At 59.2% G+C, this 18,819-nt stretch carries 8 protein-coding genes and 3 pseudogenes; 10 read left to right on the top strand and 1 reads right to left on the bottom strand.

Annotated elements, in window-relative coordinates; all coding sequences use genetic code 11:
- Positions 1-213: 213 nt before the first annotated feature.
- Positions 214-3,033, bottom strand: coding sequence for a winged helix-turn-helix domain-containing protein (locus tag J8I87_RS40865; protein ID WP_209938158.1), 2,820 nt, complete (start codon positions 3,031-3,033; stop codon positions 214-216).
- 402 nt (positions 3,034-3,435) lie between these two features.
- Here J8I87_RS40865 and J8I87_RS40860 point away from each other — a divergent pair, with 402 nt between their 5' ends.
- The 10 genes and pseudogenes from J8I87_RS40860 to J8I87_RS40820 form a co-directional block, all read left to right on the top strand.
- The gene (locus J8I87_RS40860) at positions 3,436-4,116 is read left to right on the top strand and encodes a response regulator transcription factor (RefSeq protein WP_209938156.1); all 681 of its coding nucleotides are present in this window, start codon (positions 3,436-3,438) and stop codon (positions 4,114-4,116) included.
- Positions 4,117-4,144: 28 nt separating this feature from the next.
- Positions 4,145-9,136, top strand: coding sequence for an AAA family ATPase (locus J8I87_RS40855; protein WP_245254546.1), 4,992 nt, complete (start codon positions 4,145-4,147; stop codon positions 9,134-9,136).
- A gap of 19 nt (positions 9,137-9,155) precedes the next feature.
- Positions 9,156-11,720 (top strand): PAS domain S-box protein, encoded by a 2,565-nt coding sequence (locus J8I87_RS40850; protein ID WP_209938155.1) that lies wholly within the window; start codon positions 9,156-9,158, stop codon positions 11,718-11,720.
- Between the two features lie 5 nt (positions 11,721-11,725).
- The gene (locus J8I87_RS40845; RefSeq protein WP_209938154.1) at positions 11,726-12,871 is read left to right on the top strand and encodes a hybrid sensor histidine kinase/response regulator; all 1,146 of its coding nucleotides are present in this window, start codon (positions 11,726-11,728) and stop codon (positions 12,869-12,871) included.
- Positions 12,872-13,150: 279 nt separating this feature from the next.
- Positions 13,151-14,113: pseudogene (locus tag J8I87_RS40840) on the top strand (LysR family transcriptional regulator).
- A 163-nt stretch (positions 14,114-14,276) separates the two neighbouring features.
- Positions 14,277-14,600 (top strand): annotated as a pseudogene (locus tag J8I87_RS46535) (AEC family transporter); the annotation flags it as partial.
- Between the two features lie 55 nt (positions 14,601-14,655).
- Positions 14,656-14,781, top strand: coding sequence for a hypothetical protein (locus J8I87_RS45855; protein WP_280923150.1), 126 nt, complete (start codon positions 14,656-14,658; stop codon positions 14,779-14,781).
- 3 nt (positions 14,782-14,784) lie between these two features.
- A complete protein-coding gene (locus tag J8I87_RS40830) occupies positions 14,785-15,129 on the top strand; it encodes an AEC family transporter (protein ID WP_280923151.1) in 345 nt (114 codons plus the stop codon).
- Between the two features lie 436 nt (positions 15,130-15,565).
- On the top strand, positions 15,566-17,293 hold the full coding sequence (locus J8I87_RS40825) for an FAD-dependent oxidoreductase (protein WP_209938152.1): 1,728 nt from the start codon (positions 15,566-15,568) through the stop codon (positions 17,291-17,293).
- Positions 17,294-18,003: 710 nt separating this feature from the next.
- Positions 18,004-18,796, top strand: a pseudogene (locus J8I87_RS40820) (tyrosine-type recombinase/integrase); the annotation flags it as partial.
- Between the last annotated feature and the right edge of the window lie 23 nt (positions 18,797-18,819).

The following is an 18,819-nucleotide window of genomic DNA, read 5'->3' as shown; positions in this document are numbered from 1 at the left end:
ATGGAAGCCGTGCATTTCCAGGTAGGCAACACGATACGTCAAGCGGGCGGGCACAACGCCGATTACGCCGGCGTGGAGCTCAAATACGGGTGGTAACGACGGGTGGTAGCGGCTTGACGATGCGTTCGATGGCGCGGTGACCCTGCCCGATGATGTTTGGTCGCTCTCAACTGGCCTGTTTCCTGGTGCGGCGCAAGCCAGCCCTGGTCGCTATTAACAGCAATACTGTCCAGACTTGACCGGCTGCGGTGCAGGTGCAGGCGCCGCATTCGCCGGGGCAGGCGCCACGTGGCGACTGGCGCTGTTGCGCTTCGCAAAGTCGAGCGCAGTGGCGAACCAGCTTTGTGCTTCGTTGCGACGCGCGAGCCTGCGCAGTACTGCACCCTTGACCCGACAAAGTTCGTTGTAGTGCCAGTAATTGCCGTTCTGGTCGCAATGTAACAACGCGATATCGATTGCATTCAGCGCTTCGTCGTTGCGCCCTTCGCGCATCAGCGCTTTGCCTAGTTGGCAGCGCAAGACGGGAAGTTGGCCGAGGAAGCCAGTCGAGCATAGTTCCTCAGTCGCGGCCGCCAGTCGCTCGGTCGCATTGCGGCCGGGCTCAACGAGGGTCGCGACCCAGGCGTCGTAGCACGAGCAGCAAGCGCGCCAGATCGTAAAGCCAAAACGCGAGGACAAGTCGTTCAGCACGTCGATGCCGCGTTTCGCCGCCGCAGGATCGCCGTTGAGAAGCGCGATCGGCACGAACGCTTCGACGAGTACGTAGCACGTGACCATTTCATAGTCGTACCGCACGGCCGCATCGAAGCTGCGCGCCGCGAGAGCGTATGCGTCCTCGCGATGGCCTTGCAACCACAGCACGCGTGCAAGCGTTGCACGTGCAAGGATGCCGTGCTCGATACGAAGGCCTATGGCACGCCACCGATCCAAAGGCTTGTCGTATGCTTCGATCATTCGTTCCAGCAATTGACGCGCGCGCGACTGGTCACCTGCATAGTGATGTGCAACCCCTTCGATGCGCGCCGCAAGTACAACGTCTGTCTCGTTGCCAGTGCTGCGCGCAAGATCGCCAAAGCGCTGGGCAAAGGTCAATGCGTCCCGCGCATGCCCTGCGTATTGGCTCCAGTTCCATAGGCCCCAATGCGCGCGTGAAACATAATCAGACCGTCCGGCCTCTGCCGATTCATTCAAAACGGACATCCATGCTTCGCGCGTCTCGGACAATGGTCCTTCCGTATAGATTAGCGCCGCTGCCAACCCCGACACCAGCCGCAAACGCGCCTCGTGGCTCACGTGGAAAGCATCTTGCCGGTCCCGTGGAATCAGGCGCAGCGCGGCACGCGCCCATCTGTAACCTTCGTCTACCAGCGAAAGGTCGTAAAGGTAAGGGACCGTTACGGCGGCTAGTGCGATGCCAACGGAAGGGTCCCCGCGACCACAAAGCGTCCACTCGAGCGCAGCGCGCACGTTGCCGAGTTCGCGCGTGAAGTGTCTGAGCCATTCCACGATGGGCCGTTCTATCCACCGCGTATGGTCGGCCTCGGCAAGCTGGAGGAAAAGCGTTGCGTGCGCACCGGCGGCGCGGAAACGTTCGCCGTTGTCGTCGAGTTGCTGTAGCGCGTAAGCGCGCGTTGTTTCTAATAAACGGTATCGATAAGTAGGCCCCTCGGGATCCGAGACCAGCAATGATCGCGAGACGAGACCAGTTACGGCATCAAGCGCCGCCATGCGGGTCAGTCCGGCATGTTCCGCCATCGCGCATGCCATGTCGAGCGTGAAGCCGTTGACAAACATGCCTAGCCAGCGCAATAGCTTCCGTTCGTCCTTGCTGAGCAAGCCATAACTCCAGTCGAGCGTCGCCTTGAGCGTTTGATGACGCGGCAACGCCGTGCGCCAGCCTCCCGTCAGTATCCTGAAACGATCGTCCAGGTTTGCCGCGAGCAGGCCGATTCCCAGCACGGCGGCGCGCGACGCCGCCAGCTCCAGTGCCAGCGGAATGCCGTCGAGCCTGCGGCAGACTTCGCCTGTCAGACGGACGCTCGTTTCGTCGAACGACAAATGTGCACCGTCCGCTTGCGCACGTGCCAGGAAGAACCTCACGGCGGGTGTGCGCAGCACATCGCTTGCCGAATCGGTCGATGCCGGTACAGTAAGCGGCGGGACCTGATAGACGAGTTCGTCACGTACACGCAATGCCTCGCGGCTTGTGGCGAGCACGCGGGTACGGGAGCTTGCATCCGCAAGCGCCTCCGCCACGGCGGCGACGGTGTCGAGCACCTGTTCGCAATTGTCGAGTACAACCAGCGCCTCGCGATCTCGCCAATCCACGGCAATCTGTTCCAGTCCTGCACTCGTCGCGGACAGCCTGCTCCCTGTCGCATATGCGAAGGCGTCGAGTGCCGACTGTGCGTCGCACGCGGCGGCCAATGGCACGAATACAACCCCATCGGGGAACTCCGCTCGCATGCGGTGTGCGACCTCGATGGCAAGGCGCGTCTTGCCAATGCCTCCTGTCCCCGTCAACGTGACGGTCCGGTGTGTTCGTAGCGCCCGTTGCACGCCGTCCAGAACGTCTTGCCGGCCAATCAGCTTCGGGATGCGCGCGGGCAATGGCCGATGTACGGGCTCAACGGCTCCGTCGGCAGCGGAAGCATCGTCATCGTTCTCTACATTCGCATTGCCCCCGGGTTGGCCCGTGCGTTGCGAATCTGGCTGAAGCACCAGACGGTAGCCGCGTCCGGGCACCGTGACGATCAGCTTTGCGTCCGCCCCCAACACCTTGCGCAGTGCGGATAGGTGCACATAAATGTTATTTTCCTCTACGACCGTGGTTGGCCAGACCGACGCCATCATTTCGTCTTTTGTGACGGTTCGGCCGCTGGCCGAAGCGATGGTGACCAGGATATCGAATGCGCGCGATCCGATCTCCAGCACTTCATTACCTCGGCGCAAAATCCGCCTTGCGGTATCGATCTCACATTGACCGATCTGAATGACGGGAGGGCTGCAAGCGACGATTGTTGTTGAGTCCATGGCGGTTTCGTCTGACGTTGGTCGGGGTACTGGACGGCAAGTTGCGTCTATGCTCGTGCCTGACAGGCGTGCGGACGTGAAGCCCGGATGTGAAGCTCTTTTGAGAGCCGGAACCCACAATATGCGCGCCTCAGGATATTCAGCCCGTTACAGGCGAATTAAATTTTGTTAATGCCTAATGGCATCGGGAATCACTTTACCAATGCTCTCGACGTCCAGGTGGAAGTCAAGTCGAACATTAAATATATTTAACGAAGCATGAAAAGCGAATCCTCATTTACAGGCGATAATCGAGGCTTGAATGTCGGTGACGAGACAAACGGCCACTAAACGACCACTGCACACGCAGGCCATGCCGAGCCCATGTCCGGCAGACCGTACATAACCCGCGATTGACCAAATATGAAAATCCTGTTAGTAGAAGATAACCGGCAGGTGGCGGGTTTCCTGAAAAAGGGGCTCATGGAAACCGGCCACGTGGTTGACTCCGCATACGATGGTCGCGATGGAATGTTTCTGGCAATGGGCGCGTCGTACGATGCGATCATCCTGGACCGGATGCTGCCAGGTGGAATCGATGGACTGAGCATCGTCTCAGCGTTGAGAGCGACCGGTAACAAGATTCCGATCCTGATCCTGAGCGCCCTTGACGAAGTGGATGAGCGAATTCGCGGGCTGAAAGCGGGCGGTGACGACTACGTCGTCAAGCCTTTTGCCTTTGGCGAGGTGTTGGCGAGGCTAGAGGTGCTAACACGCCGCTCGCAGGACAGCATGCTTGAAACGACATTGCAGGTGGGTGATCTTTGCCTCGATCTCCTTTCCAGGAAGGCATCGCGTGCTGGCAAGCCGATCGTCCTGAAATCACGGGAGTTCAAGCTGCTCGAGTACATGATGAGACATGCCGAACAGGTCTTGACGCGCACCATGCTGCTAGAAAATATCTGGGAATACAATTTCGACCCGCAAACGAACGTGATCGATGTGCACGTCAGCAAACTGCGGCAAAAAATAGACGCCGGTTTTGACAGGTCTCTTTTGCGAACTGTGCGAAACGCTGGATACATGCTTACCGCCGACATCTGAATCCCGACAATGGGAAGCCGCAGCCGTCATGATGAACTTCGAAAAATTCACAACCCAAACGTTATGGGATGACGGCTGTTTCATCCTGTCGCGTGTGACGACGCGTGGAGGAGCGAGGATCCGGCTGACAACAAAGGTCTCGGGGGACCAGGCGGCGGCGGATGCCGAGGCGTTGCTCGAACATTCATACGGACTGAGAACGCTGCTTGACCGGCATCACTTTGCCCGGCCTGAATCGCTTTCGAAAGAAGACGGCAGAATGGCGCTGTATCTTGAGGATCCGGGCGGTGTGGTCCTGTCTTCAATTGCGACCCGTTTGCTGCCGCTCGGCAAGGTGTTGTCGATCGCAGCTAACGTCGCGGCGGCGCTCAATGCATTGCACGCACGTGGCCTCGTTCACAACGATGTGCGGCCCGAACACGTTCTGGTTGACGAGCAAACGGAAGCGGTCGCCATGACAGGTTTTGGATTGACCTCGATTGCTTCGACGGATGATCTCGACAACGTTCCGTCAGCGTTGTTGATGGATGTATTGCCGTACATGTCACCAGAGAGAACGGGACTCGTGAACCGGCGAGCCGATTGCCGCTCGGACCTGTACTCGCTTGGAATCCTGCTCTACAGAATGCTGACGGGTGAATTCCCGTATCTGGCACGTTCGGCGAGGGAATGGCTCCATTGCCATATCGCGAAAGAGCCGATTTCCCTCGACGAATACCATCTCGATGTTCCCGAGCCGGTAGCCGCTATTATCAATCGACTGCTGTCGAAAGCTACCGAGGATCGATATCAGACGGCGCGAGGTTTGGAGCATGATCTGCGGTTGTGTGCAGACAGGTGGCGGCAGGATGGGCGAATTGCACCGTTTCCGCTGGGCGCGGCAGATGCGCCTGACCGTTTGCTGATCCCTGAACGCTTATACGGACGCGAAAGAGAAGTTCAAACGCTGATTTCCGCGTTCGAACGGGTTGCCAAAACCGGCTCTACGGAATTTGTCCTTGTGTCCGGGTACGCGGGAATCGGCAAATCTACGCTAGTCGAAGAATTGCACTGGACGATGCATCGCTCGGGCGGTCGCTTTGCATCGGGAAAATTCGACCAGTACAAGCGCGACATTCCGTACACAACGATCGCACAGTGTCTGGAGACGCTCGTTCGGCAGATATTGTCCGCAAGCCCCGCCGACCTGGAAGGATGGAGAATCCGGATACGCGAGGCATTGGGTGTGCACGGACAACTGGTGCTGAATCTGATTCCGGAACTCGCGCGCATCGTCGGCCAGCAGCCCCCAGTTCCTGAACTGCCGCCTCAGGAAGCACAGACAAGGTTTGTCGGGGTGTTGAGCCGGTTCGTAGGGGCGTTCGCCAGCCCCGGCCAACCACTCGTGCTGTTTCTGGACGATCTGCAATGGCTGGATGCAGGCACGATATCGGTACTGGAGAGCCTCGCGAAAACGTCCGACATCCGGTACGTGATGCTTATCGGCGCCTTTCGCGACAACGAAGTCGGCCCAGCGCACCCTATGACGCAAGTGATCGAGAAGATCCGCGCGAGTCATGTCGGTGTTCATGAAATCGTGCTTGCACCGCTGTCTTTGACAGAAGTCGCCCGTCTCGTTCGCGACGCATTGCACGCCGACACAGTGCACAGCAGGCAGCTTGCTCAGTTCGTGTTCGAGAAGACGGGTGGGAATCCGTTTTTCGTCGTTCAGTTCCTTCGCGTTCTTGCCGACGAGTGTTATATCGCCTTCGATCATCAGCGCCGCGAATGGGTCTGGAATGTCGAGCAGATTGAGAAACGCGGTTTTCCCGACAGCGTAGTCGACTTGATGGTCGGCAAAATCGGACGTCTTTCCGATTCAACGCGCAAGGCGCTCGCCAAATTCGCCTGCCTGGGGGCGAATGCCTCGGCAGCGGTGCTTGCACGCGTGAGTGACCAGCCGCAGGAAGCTGTCCATGCTGCCCTTGCAGACGCCGTCGAACAGGGGCTTGTCTATCGTCGGACGGACGGCTACGCGTTCGCTCACGACAGGATTCAGGAAGCGGCCTACGCGCTTGTCACTAACGATGAACGTGCTCACTTGCATCTGCATATCGGGCGAAGGCTGGATGGCGATGACGACGATCCCGATGTCGAAGGAAATATCTTCGAACTCGTCAACCAGTACAACCGCGCAATCGCCGTGCTCGAAGATGCACGAGAGCGCGAGCGTGTGGCGAAACTTGATCTCCGCGCCGGCCGTTGCGCGAGGGCGTCATCCGCTTATGGTTCCGCCCTAGCGTATGCGGCAGTCGGCAGTAGTCTGCTCGGCGACAACGCATGGCATACGCACTACGGCGAGAAGTTCGCGTTGGAACTGCTTCGCGCTGAATGCGAATTCCTGACTGGGAACTCCAGGGCGGCTGATGACCGGCTACGTGACATCGCCGTGCACGTGAATAGCCTGCCGGATCGCGCTTCCGTCACGTTCCTCCGCGTGACCCTGCATACTGCGCTGGACGAGGTGCAGGTTGCGGTGGACATCTGCCTCGAGTACCTGCGTCACATAGGCATCGACTGGGTAGCGCATCCTGGGCGCGAGCAGGCGGAAGCGGAATATCAGCGGCTTCTTGAACGGATTGGACAAAGACCTGTCAAGTCCCTGATCGATCTTCCGTTTCTCGACGATGAAGCGTTAGAGGCGACCCTTAATGTACTGATAGCTGTCCTGCCGCCCGCTTTTTTCAGCGACGAAAATCTGGTATGCCTCGTGTTGTGCAGAATCGCCAATTTGAGTGTCGCGCATGGAAACTCGGATGCCTCTTCGCTGGGTTTTGCGTATCTGGGGATGGTTGCAGGCCCGCTGTTTGGCGACTATCAGGCCGGATTCGAATTCGGCAGCCTCGGACTGGCGCTGGTAGACGACAAGGGACTTGAGCGGTTCAAGGCACGCGTGTACATGTGCGTTGCTTATCATGTGATGCCGTGGACACAACCGATGCATGCCGGTATCCCGCTGTTGCGACGCTCGTTCGCGGTAGCGAAGGAAAGAGGCGACCTCACATACATCGGTTTTAGCAGCTGCTGCCTCGTCACGAGCCTGTTGGCATCCGGCCATCCGCTCGATCAGACTGAAGAAGAAGCGGTTGAGCGTCTGCGTATCGTTCGCGAAGCGGGGTTCGGGCTCATCGTCGACATCATCACGGCGCAACTCGAAGTGATACGAGGCCTGCGAGGGCTGGCACCCTGGCTTGGATCGTCTGGAGAGGAATATGCAGACAGAGCCACTTTCGAGCAGCATCTGGAGAGCAATCCCGCGTTGGCTATAGCGGAATGCTGGTACTGGATCCGTCAGCTCCAGGGCCAATACCTGGCCGGTGACATAGCCGGCGCGCTGACGGCTGCGGGAAAAGCGTCACCTTTGCTGTGGACATCTGCGGGCCATTTCGAGCTGGCGGAATATCATTTCTTTGCAGCACTGACGCGATTGCGGCACGACGAAGTGACCGGCGACGAACGAGCCGCCAATGTGGCATTCCTGGCGGAACACGTGGATAAACTGCGGATCTGGAGCCAGCATTGCCCGGCCAACTTTGCTTCTCGAGTCGCGTTGGTCGATGCGGAAATCGCTCGCACGCAAGGGCGCGAATTCGATGCCATGCGCGAATATGAACGTGCGATCCGGCACGCGCGCGAGAACCGGCTACCGCACATCGAAGGTCTTGCGAACGAAGTCGCGGGGCGGTTTTACATGGACCGCGGGTTTGCCGCCATTGGGTTCGTTTACTTGCGCAACGCACGCCTCGCCTACACGAACTGGGGCGCCGCGGCGAAGATCAGATCACTCGACGCCTGCTATCCCGAGCTCGCGGCGGGTAGTGCGGCAGTGATGCCAAACGAAGCGGTCGGAGATCGATTGCAGATGGAAACGGTCGTCAAGGCTTCGCAAGCGATTTCGGGCGAGAGAGTCCTCGAGCGACTTATGCATACGCTGATGTCGATCGTGCTCGAACATGCGGGTGCCCGGCGGGCATTGCTGATATTGCCGGACGGCGAACGTGTCTGCGTCGAGGCCGAAGCCGCTGCAATCCGCGAAGGCAGTCAGGTGAAAGTGGGTCGGAGGGTTGCTTCGTCGCAAATGTTGCCGCTGTCGATGCTGCATCACAGCTTTCGCACTCGCGAGCTTCTACTTATTGACGATGCGTCGTCCGCCAATCCATTTTCAGTGGATGAGTACTTCGTTGGCAGAGATTCGCGGTCAGTCTTGTGTCTCCCGCTGGTCAAGCAAACGCGTGTGATAGGTGCGTTGTATCTTGAGAACGAGCTTGCGCCCGGGGTCTTTACGCCTTCACGAACGGCGGTGCTGAAACTGCTCGCTTCGCAAGCCGCCATATCGATCGAAAATGCCTCTCTCGAAGAAGTCGAAGCACTGCTCGAAGAAAAAGACGCATTGTTGCATGAGGTGCATCATCGCGTGAAAAACAATCTTCAGCTGATTAGCAGCCTGCTGAGTCTGCAGGCGGCACGGGTCGCCGACAGGTCGATGGCGGAACTGTTTACGGACAGCCGCAACCGTGTGCGGTCAATGGCGATGGTCCACGAAAATCTCTATCGGGCGGGTAACTTTGCTCGCATCGACATGGCCGGCCACGTCCGAAATCTGTGTGGACATCTCGCGCGCGTTTACGAATTGAGCAAGCTGAACATTACGTTGGACGTCGTCGTCGACGATGTGCAACTCGACATGAACCGGGCGGTGTCTTGTGGGCTGATCATCAATGAGCTGGTTTCGAACGCTCTTAAACATGCGTTTCCGGACGGACGCCGCGGCCGACTGCGAGTCGAACTGGCGCTCCGAGATGATCGAGCGTGCAGGCTAAGCGTTTCCGACGATGGTGTAGGATTGTCTACCGATTTTTCGTTCAAACACGCAGACTCTCTGGGCCTGCAACTCGTCTCCGACCTCGCGCACCAGTTGCATGCGTCGATTCAGCTGGATAGGAGTGCTGGCACTAACTTCAACATTCACTTTCAACTCTAGGTATCACGCAGGCCTTGCCATGGCACCAGCGCGCATTCTCATTGTGGAAGACGATCGGGTGGTCGCACGTGACATCGCCCAACAAATGGTCCAATGCGGTCACACGGTCGTAGGTAGTACTGCAAGCGGCGAAGAGGCTATCGTCCTCGCAACGGATGCGCAACCCGATCTCGTCTTGATGGATATCAGACTCGAGGGCGAGCTTGACGGCATCGATGCGGCTCGGCATCTGCGCGAGGCACATCATCTGCCAATTGTTTTTCTCACCGCCTATGCCGACGAGGAGACCGTCCGGCGTGCCACCGTCACAGAGCCTTTCGGGTACCTGCTCAAGCCTTTTGACGATCAGCAATTGCGCACCGTCGTGGAGATGGCGCTTTATAAGCACGCCGCCGAACGGCGCTTGAGAGAAAGCGAGCAACGTTATGCCGTGACGCTTTCGAGTATCGGTGATGGGGTGATCGCGACGGACTGCGATTCACGCATTACGTTCATCAATCCCGTAGCAGAGGCTCTGACAGCATCGGCGCGCTGCGATGCCATCGGTCAGCCGCTCGGGAAAGTTCTGCAATTGATCGATGAGGATACGCGCGTGCCCGTCGAGAACGTGGGAGCGGATGGCTGGCTTGCTGGCTTGCCGTCCCGCATGCCGGGTCGGACCGTGCTTGTTGGCCGCGACGGTCGCGAAGTGCCCGTCGAAAATAAAGGTTCGCCTATTGTCGGCGACGGCGGTAAGGTCGTCGGCATGGTGCTAGTTATCCGCGATATAAGCGAGAGGCGTCGCGCAGAGGAAGCGGAAATCTTGCGCGAAACCAATGAGCGCCTGGGCATTGCGATGTGTGGATCGAATGTCGGTGTATGGGAATTGGATGCTGCCAAAGCAGAAAACAGGTACGAGTCGCTGCGATTATGGAATGTATGGCAATGGCTTGGCTATCCCGAGCGTGCTGGTTCGTCGAGCTTTGAATCATTCATCGATCTGGTTCACCTTGACGACCGCATGTACGTCAGAGGCGCGTTTGAACGCGGCTTCGCAGATGCATTGGGCGTGTTAGAGATCGAGCACAGGTTGCTGCACCGGGATGGTTCGCATCGCTGGGTCCTTGCACGCGGTACGATGCGTAGGAACCCGATCGGCGTGCCTGTCTGCCTGAGCGGTACGCTCGTCGACATTACGGAGCTCAAGATAGCGGAACAGGCGCTTCGGGCCAGTGAAGAACGGTTTCGCGGAACCTTCGAAAACGCTGCTGTCGGTATCGCGCATTGTGATTCCAACGGGCGCTTCCTGCGCGTCAATCAGCGCTACTGTGATATTGCAGGCTATACGAGAGAGCAACTGCTCAATATGGCCTTCAGAGATATCACGGACGCCGACTACGCTTCTGCGAGCCTTGCCCGTTTTCATTTGTTGAAAGAAGGACAGATTTCGCACTACACGGAAGAAAAGCCGCTTGTGCGGAGTGACGGGTCCCAGGTCTGGATCAGCGTTTGCGTATCGGTTCAACGGGATTCGAGCGATCGGATCATTCATTCAATCGCAATCTTGCAGGATATATCCGAGAGAAGGGCGCTTGAGGAAGCAGTACGCATCGCGAAAGACGATGCAGAATCCGCCAATAAGGCGAAGGATCAGTTTCTTGCCAATATCAGCCACGAACTGAGAACGCCGCTTAATGGGATTCTTGGCTATGCGCAAATCCTTCACCGCGATGACACGCTCGACGTCCGGCAAAAAGCGAATATTGCAGTTATCGAACAAAGCGGCAATCACCTCCTGACACTGATAAACGATTTGCTCGACTTTGCGCGGATGGGTACGGGCAGGATCGAATTGCAGTCGGAGGACATCCTGCTCGCGCCGTTTCTCGAACTGATCACGGAGATTGTCGGCGTGCGGGCAAGGGAAAAAGGGCTGGCGCAAACCTGCGTGATCGCGCCCTGCCTGCCAACGGCGATACGTGTCGATGACAAGCGTCTGCGTCAGGTGCTGCTCAACCTGCTCTCGAATGCCGTGAAGTTTACCGACGAGGGCGAAGTCAGGTTTGCGGTCAGCCAGATTGGTCCGGGCGTGCTGCGCTTCGAGGTTCGAGACACGGGAGTAGGAATCCGCCCTTGCCAGCTGGGCAGGATCTTCCAGCCGTTTGAACAGGCCGGCGATCTCGAACGACGCAGCGCCGGCGCGGGTCTGGGGCTGGCTATTAGCCAGCAGTTGGTGCGGTTGATGGGCAGTGAGATATTTGTAGAGAGTTATGACGGACAGGGCAGTCGGTTCTGGTTCGATCTCGCGGTGCCTTTCGCAATCGCGGGTTCATGCGACGCGGCAAGCGGGTCAGTCATGCGACCCTCGTCGTCCGGTGCGTTAGACACGACTACGACGCTTTTGGTGCCGGCACAGCACAATATGGAGACGCTGCATCGGCTGGCGTTACGCGGGTCCATGAGCGATGTCATTCGACACGTGGAATCCCTCCAGGAAATTGATGCGCGTTATTGCTTGTTCGTGTCGAAGGTGCGTCGGCTCGCAGAGAACTATGAATCACAGATGCTGTTGTCCTTCATCGAGGAACATTTGAAAGGAAGCTAGCCGGCATGTCGGAACATTTGAATAATGGCCAGCCAGTCGTCCTCGTTGTCGACGATACTGCATCGAACCTCGGGCCGGTGGTGGACTTTCTCGAAGGGAAAGACCTGATGGTATCCGTCGCGCGCGACGGTGCAGAGGCGTTGCGGCGGGCAGAGCTGGTGCGGCCCGACATCATATTGCTGGACGTGATGATGCCAGGGATGGACGGGTTCGAGACATGCCGTCGTCTGAAAGCTAATCCCGTGACTCGCGAGATCCCGGTGATTTTCATGACGTCGTTGTCGCGGACAGAGGACAAGACAGGCGGGTTTCGGCTCGGGGCCGTCGATTACATTACGAAGCCTCTGCAAATGGAGGAGTTACTGGCCCGTGTTCAAACTCATCTGAAGCTGCGGCGGCTGCAAAAAGTTCTGCAAGCGCAGAATGCCCGTCTGCAGGAAGAAGTGAGAAGCCGGGAAGCAGCGCAGAACGCACTGGTCGAGATGATCAACAGTGTGCGCAACACATCAAATGCCATCGCACACGATCTGCGAACTCCGCTGACGGAACTCCGTTCGCGGATGGAGGCGCTGATTCACTCCCTTAAAGAGAAGGTGGACGTCGACGCTTTGGAAAGGCTTGAGGGAGCGCTTTCTGATATCGATCGCGTGATCAGGATATTCAACGCGCTTTTGCGGCTCGCTGAAATCGATGCCGGCGTGCGCCGGTCCGGTTTTACGACGAGCGACGTAGCGGAAATTGTCTCCGAAGTGGTTGACTTCTACCAACCTCTGGCCGAATTGCGGGGCATCGTGTTGTCGATAAACGGCCCGAGCAATTTGCCCGTGATGGCTGACCCGTTGCTGATCGCACAAGCCATCGGAAATGTGATTGACAACGCATTGAAGTTCGCGCGGACACGTGTACAGATAACGTTAACCGATCGTGAAGACGCGGTTCACGTGGCCGTGGCCGACGATGGGCCTGGAATTTCCGACGCGGAGAAGTCGAAAGTGACGGACAGGTTTTACCGTGGAGACGCCAGCCGTGGCACGCCAGGCGTGGGATTAGGGCTGTCACTGGTGAAGGCGGTTGCGACCTTGCATCGCGGTACGCTGTCACTGAAAGACGAAAGTCCGGGGCTGTTGATCAGTTTCGCGATTCGTAAGTAATCGAAGGCACGATGAAGGCACGACCCGCATAAGGTGTGTGGGGCAAGCATGTTGCTGCCGATATCGAATTGCTGCGGGGCGGGCGGGGACGGCATTCGCCTTGCGGACCCACTCTGGACTCTGCGATGCCGATGCGGTCACGCAATGGCATACTGCCCGTCGGCGATGGTAGTGATCGGGTGCGGTCGACGCGCAAGTGCCGAAGGGCAGGGGGCAAGCTTTGCGTGCAAAGCGAGGCAATCGGCGCAATAAGGCGAATCAGGCAGGGAACGGCACGAAATGGCAGATATCGTCAATGGCATGCGCATTTTCGTCCGGGTAGTCGAGACGGGTTCCTTCACGGCTGTAGCGAAGGAAAACGATGTTACCGCCGCGCAAGTCTCGCATGCCGTGACGACGCTCGAAGAGCAGTTGCAGACAGTGGTGTTGCATCGGACGACGCGCCATTTGTCGCTGACGGAGTCCGGCGGGCGCTTCTATGAACGTGCGAAGGCGATCCTCGCGGATCTCGATGCCGCCACCGATGAAGCACGAAACGCGAGCGTCCTGGCGGCCGACCGCGTGCGTCTGCACTGCGCGCCCGGTCTCGCGCAAAACCTGGTGGCGGCTGCACTGGTGAGCTATCAGGCGGCTCATTCGGAAGTTCACGTCGAACTGAAGGTCGAGCAAAGCATGCCGAATCTCGTGGAGGACGGCTATGACCTTTCGCTCATTTCCGCAACGCAGCTTCCCGATTCGGTCTACGTTGCGCAACCGCTCAGCACAGCGTATTCGGTGATGATCGCGTCGCCGGGCTATCTGGAGAGCAACGCCATGCCGCGCACGTGCGACGATCTCGCTTCCCACACGCTCCTCGAACTGGAATCGCCCGTCGCGCCGCCCGACGAGTGGCTTGTGGCTTCTGGAAAGTGAACAGGAAACGCATCTGCTGACGATCCGAAAATCGCCGCTCCAGATCAATGTACCCGACGTGATGCGCGCGCCCTTGCTGGCGGGGCGGGCATCGGCACGCTCCCCACGTACTCCGTGGCGGACGACCTGGCTGCCGGCGTGCTCGTGCGTGTGCTGCAGCAATACCGGCTGCGCCCCTTCATCGTGTATGCGGTGTATCCGTCGCGGCGCTACCTCGAAGCCAAAGTGCGGACGCTGCTCGACCATCTGCGGACGACGCTCTCGCTCTCGCTAAAAGACGCGATGACGCGCGTCGAGACGCTCGCGCAGACGGCGGCACAACAGGTGTAACCCGAGCGCGCTTTCTCGACGATTTGCGCAGGGATCGCAATGATTACCTGCAACTCAATCAAGAATCTTTATCCCGTCCCCCGACTTAATTGGGCGGCAAGCGCTCAGCAGACTGATTTCCAACCGATAGATATACGCTGCACTCCACAGCCGCTACCGGGACGTGGTCGACTACGCGCTGCCGTTTGCGCTTTTTCTCTACACCGCGAAGATGCAGCGCGCGAGCCTCGCAGATCATCTGGCGTTGATCGTCGTGCTGATCGCGGTGATGCTGTTGCCCTATTTCGCCTCGCTGCCGGTATCGCGGTTCGTATTCAGGACTGACCTCACGCACACGGTACGGGCCGTTACGATCGGCATGCCGAATCTCGCATCGGTCGGCTTGCCGCCGCTGCGTGCGGTCTACGGTCCCGATAGCGACCTGAGCGTGGCGATTGCGGTGACGACCGCGGCTGTCGTGATGTCGCCTGCGGCGCTCGTGTTGCTGGAGCGCGCGCAATCGTCAACCGGCGTTGCTGGCGCGCAAGCGGTGCGTGGCCGCGATGGTCTGGTTTTGGCGGCGCTATGCAATCCTATGCAATACGTTCGTGAAGCCGGTCGTGCTCGCACCGCTGCCAGGTTTTGCCGTATCGCTCGCGGGCTGGAGCCTGCCGACGCTGCTGACGTAGTCGCTGAACATCATCGGCAGAACGACAGCGGGGCTTGCGTTGTTTTCGACGGGGCTCGTCCTCGCAGCCCAGCCGTTGAGGCTCGACGCGCAGGCCTTGTTTGGCGTGCTTTTGAGCAATATCGTCCAGCCGCTGCTTGCATTTGCACTCGTCAGCCTGCTCGCGTTACCAGCAACCGTGGCGGGGCAGGCAGTATTGCTCGCGGCGATTCCGAGTGGCTCTTTCGGCATTTTGTTCGGTTTGCCGTACGGCGTAAAAGACGTGTCAGCGGGCTCGACGCTGGTTGCCTCGGGCCTGCTGTCGGCCGTAACACTGAGCGTCGCGATCCTCGTCTGCGCGCATCCGTAGATGGGGGCGTCGCATCACCTTTCTTCCCCACCTGGCAGGCATGCCAGATGTGTTGGCGGCAAGTTCGAGCCAGCGCACGGGCTTTGCCCTATCGCGAACCGGCGTAAGCTTGCACGACTTCGCGCGATGCGGGGGCCTCGGATCGTCCAAACAGAGGCAATGTGACAGCCGCCGATAACGACGCTTCAGAACAATTCAGGATTGCGGCGAGCGTATATGAGCGCGGGAGTGCATCGCGCCTGTGCGGCGCGGCTGGAAGATGCTCTTGCAGAAGCCAATCCTTCGACCTTCGCAGATCGTGTGTGCGATCCGCCTGTTTACTCTGCGCTTCAGGACATTTAACGGCAGCACATAGTATCTTGCGTCGTGCGTTGCTACGCTCAAAAGTAACCGTTGGCAAAAGCGCGGTATGACGTATTTCCGAAAAGGTTGATCGATGCATATTCCCGAACTCCCCGTTCAGCTTGGTACGCCATCGGACCTTGAAAGTCCGTATTCGTCACTGGAGTACCGCCAGCATCAAATGTTTCCGCGCCTGTCTGCCGCGGATATCGAGAGCCTGCGTCGGTTCGCGACGCCGATGTCATTTAGCGACGGCGACTACATCTTTAAGACGGGCCGTGTCGCGCTTGGCCTGTTCGTGCTCTTGCGCGGTCGCGTGCGCATCTTTTCGCGCGACAGCTTCGGCCGCAAGACGCTCGTCACAGAGCACGACGACGGTCACTTCATGGCGGAAATGGCGCAACTGTCTGGCAAACCCGCGCTGATCGACGGGCTATGCCTGACCGATTGCCAGACGCTGGTGCTGGAACCGGAGAAACTGCGAGCGCTAATCGTCGCGGATGCGCAGTTAGGCGAACACATCATGCGCGCGCTGATTCTGAGACGGCTTGGACTTATCGAGCAGGGGCTCGGTCCGATCATCGTCGGCAACGGTGGCGATCCTCAACTCGTCAGACTGCAAGGCTTCCTTCGCCGCAATGCCTATCCGGCTACCGTGATCGATGCGCGGCACGATGCCGAGGCCGCCACGCTGCTCGGGGATATCACAACGGGTGCCGCCGACTTTCCGGTTGTCTTCTGTCCGAACGGTTCGGTTCTGCGTGCGCCGGATGAGGCCCAACTCGCGTCTTGTCTCGGGCTCGTCCCCACCTTCGAGCGCACTCACGTCTACGACGTCGCCATCGTTGGCGCGGGACCAGCAGGTCTGGCGGCGGCTGTGTATGCGGCAACAGAGGGTCTTTCCGTTGCCGTATTCGACCAGCGCGCGCCGGGAGGGCAGGCGGGGGCGAGTTCCCGAATCGAAAACTATCTCGGCTTTCCGACGGGCATTTCCGGCCAGGCGCTGGCCGCGCGGGCGTTCCAGCAGGCGCTGAAGTTTGGCGCGCATCTGGCGATTCCGGGCAAGGTCATCGGCGTGGAATGTGAGGGCGCTCAGTTCATGCTGAAGCTGTTCGACGGCCAGCAGATCAATGCCCGCACCGTGGTGGTGGCGAGCGGGGCGACTTACCGCAAGCCGTACGTGAATGGGTTCGAGCGCTTCGATGGACGCGGTATTTACTACTGGGCGTCACCCATCGAGGCAAAGCTCGCGCGAGGCCAGGACATCGTGCTGATCGGCGGCGGCAATTCGGCCGGACAGGCGACCGTGTTTCTTGCCAATTTCGCTCGCAGTATCCGTGTTCTGATTCGCGGCGCCGACCTGCATGCAAGCATGTCGAAGTATCTGGTCGACCGTATCGGCTCCTTGCCCAACGTTAGCGTGTGCACGCGCTGCACGTTGCACGCGCTGGACGGCGACGAGGCGGGTCTCACGCACGTACGCGTGCGGCGCGAGGGAGACGCCGCGGATGAAGTCGTCGCGACGCGGCACCTGTTTCTCTTCATCGGTGCAGACCCGAAGACCGACTGGCTCGCGTCGAGCGGCGTCGAACTCGATAGCCGTGGGTTCGTGGTGACGGGCGCGATGCTGCGAAGCGGAGGGCAGGGCGGGATGATCCATGCGTTTCCCTTGCAGACGAGCTTGTGTGGCATGTTCGCGGTGGGTGATGCGCGCGCCGAATCGACCAAGCGCGTGGCGTCCGCGGTAGGCGACGGCGCTGCCGTCGTCAGCCAGATTCACGCGTACCTGAGTCAGGCAACGGCGACGATGCAGAACGTTTAAGAACAATTAGCCGCAATGATGTGCCGCACTCGCTATGCTTTCTCGCAAGTAGCGTTGAATTGAAGGAGCACGTCATGATGGGCTGAGTTTGGGCGCGTTTCGGCGCCCGTTTTCTCGCGCTGCTGATATGCGGCGTTATCGCGTGTCCTGCGACGATGCTTGACTTTCAACGCCCCATAGAAGACCGTATTAATTCTGTCAACACCCGGATGCAGCAATGGTGCGGCAAAGCGAGAGCGCGTTGACACTTTTATATCCCTTTGGATCGCAATCAAAGCGTCAATTCGCGTATGTCCGTATTAAATTTGCCACTTCGCCTCCTACACTTCGAATCCCCGTCCGTAAGTCGTTGATCTTATGGAAAATTCTCTGCACATCGCAGAGCCGGTCGCGCTTGCCCGTCCGCGAGGCGCGCATCGGTTCGAAGCATTCAGTCCCAAGCTCGGGCGCCGGATGACGTTCTATCGCCGCGCCTTGCTTGAACAGTGAGTGTTGCTTGAAGCTGATCCCCTGGTGATCGTCTTTTGCGAGCGGCCGGGCTACGTGCAGATCAACGGACAGAATCGTCTTGCGGACTTCTGAGTTCGTTACGTTGATCGAGATGGATTAGTTATCCTTGATGAATTCCTTGCGAATGCGCGATGCAACGAAGTCAGATCGCGCTCTCGACGCGCACACACTTTCGATCCGGCAGGTCGCGCCGGCCGAACTGGCCGCCGCGCGGCCTGTCGGCGCGTTCCGCCGCGTACGCGCTGTCGGTGGTGGGCGCGCTGTTCCGCTGGCTGATCGAGCAGCGCTACGTGCTCGCCAACCCCTTTGCTGGTATCAGGGTGCGCGGGAGGACGCGCGTGACGCCGCTCGACACGTCGCGCGGTTTCACCGAAGGCGAATGGCTGCTGGTGCGCACGATTGCCGACGGGCTCGAATGGTCCGTATGGCTGGTCGGAGCCGGCGGCGCAACGGCTGCGCTTTCTGCTCGATTTTGCCTACGCAACCGGACTGCGCGCGGGCGAACTCGTCGACGCCACGCTCGGCGACATTCGCAGCGACGAACGCCGGGGCCACTGGCTGCACGTGACCGGCAAGGGTAGCCGCTCTGGCAACGTTGCCTTGCCGCCGCTGGCGCGCACCGCGCTCGACCGTTATCTGGCGCAGCGGCGTCTGCCCGTCACGCCGGCGCGCTGGAATCCCCACACGCCGCTGATCGCAAGCCTCGAAGGGGAGACTGGCACAGGCATCACCGGCGCCCGCCTATGGCACGTGATGCGGCGCTTTTTCCGACAGGCCACCGATGTGATTCGCGCCGACCATCCTGTCGTCGCCGAAAAGCTGCGGCGTGCCAGCCCTCACTGGATGCGCCACACCCACGCAACACACGCTCTTCGCCGCGGCGCTGACCTGACAACCGTGCGCGATAATCTGCGCCACGCGTCAATCGCGACCACCTCGATCTATTACCGGCCGAAAGTTTTTATGTGCAGTGTCGAATCCAGCCCCCGATAGCAAAGGTCTCCGGTCGTAGAAAC

Origin of the sequence: Paraburkholderia sp. LEh10 (assembly GCF_017814945.1) — a bacterium.
In the GTDB taxonomy this organism is placed as follows: Bacteria; Pseudomonadota; Gammaproteobacteria; order Burkholderiales; family Burkholderiaceae; genus Paraburkholderia.
This window is presented reverse-complemented; position numbering and strand designations above follow the sequence as displayed.